1 protein-coding gene is annotated in these 1,028 nt (G+C 67.9%); it reads right to left on the bottom strand.

Annotation, left to right across the window (positions count from 1 at the left end; translation table 11 throughout):
- The coding region (locus ACFFNX_RS50990) for an IS481 family transposase (protein ID WP_378213728.1) at positions 1–949 on the bottom strand (949 nt) is incomplete at its 3' end.
- Positions 950–1,028 lie beyond the last annotated feature (79 nt).

The raw sequence follows: 1,028 nt of genomic DNA, 5'->3' as shown, positions 1-1,028 counted from the left end.
TGTACTGTCCCGTGAGGTTGGGGATGCGGCTGGCGGGTGGTCGGCCTCCCAGCGCGGTGTGTGTGCGGTGGTGATTGTAGTTGTGTAGCCAGTCGGGGAAGGCTTGGCGGCGTTCGGTCTCTGAGCGGTGGGGGCGGGCGTAGGCCCATTCCTCTAGCAGGGTGCGGTTGAAGCGTTCGACCTTGCCGTTGGTTTGAGGCCGGTAGGGGCGGGTGTGTTTGTGGGTGATGCCGGCGGCGGCCAGGGCATCGCGCCAGGGATGGGACTTGTAGCAGGCGCCGTTATCTGTGATGACGCGTTTGACGGTGATGCCGGCCGCGGTGAAGAAGGCGTGGGCGCGGGTCCAGAACGCGGCGGCGGTGTGTTTGCGTTCGTCGGGGAGGATTTCGCTGTAGGCCAGGCGGGAGTGGTCATCGACGGCGGTGTGGATATAGCTGTAGCCGGCGCCGGAGCGGGTTTTGCGCCCGGCCGGGCGGCCCAGGACCTTGTGCCCGCCGCCATCGGGGATGTTGCCCAGCTTCTTAATGTCCACATGCACCAACTCGCCCGGCGCGGCGCGCTCATAGCGGCGGATCACCCGCCCGGTCGCACGATCCATCCACGCCAGGCGATTGAGGCGGTACCGGACAAGCACCCGGTGCACGGTAGCCGGATTCAGCCGCAGCAGTCCGGCGATCCGGGCCGGCCCCCAGCGGCGGGTCACCCGGACTTTGATGATCCGCCGTTCGGTTCGGGTGGGGGTGCGTCGGGGACTGGTGTGCGGGCGGCTGGAACGGTCGGCCATCCCTGCCTCCCCACAGGCGCGGTAGCGGTCCGCCCACCGTTTCGCGGTCGTGGGTGAGACCTGGAAGCGTTCAGCGGCCCGCCGCAACGGCCAGCCATCCTCGACGACACGACGGGCCACTCGCAGACGCCCGGTCTCGGTCAGGGGTGCGTTACGGTGCGGCATGAGGGCCTTCCTGGTCGCCGGTGCAGAAATCGCAATCCACACCGAGCCAGAAGGCCCTCACCTACTTCAAGATCATCCA

The sequence above is a fragment of the Actinoallomurus acaciae genome (assembly GCF_042429965.1).
GTDB classification, from domain to species: domain Bacteria; phylum Actinomycetota; class Actinomycetes; order Streptosporangiales; family Streptosporangiaceae; genus Actinoallomurus; species Actinoallomurus acaciae.
This window is presented reverse-complemented; position numbering and strand designations above follow the sequence as displayed.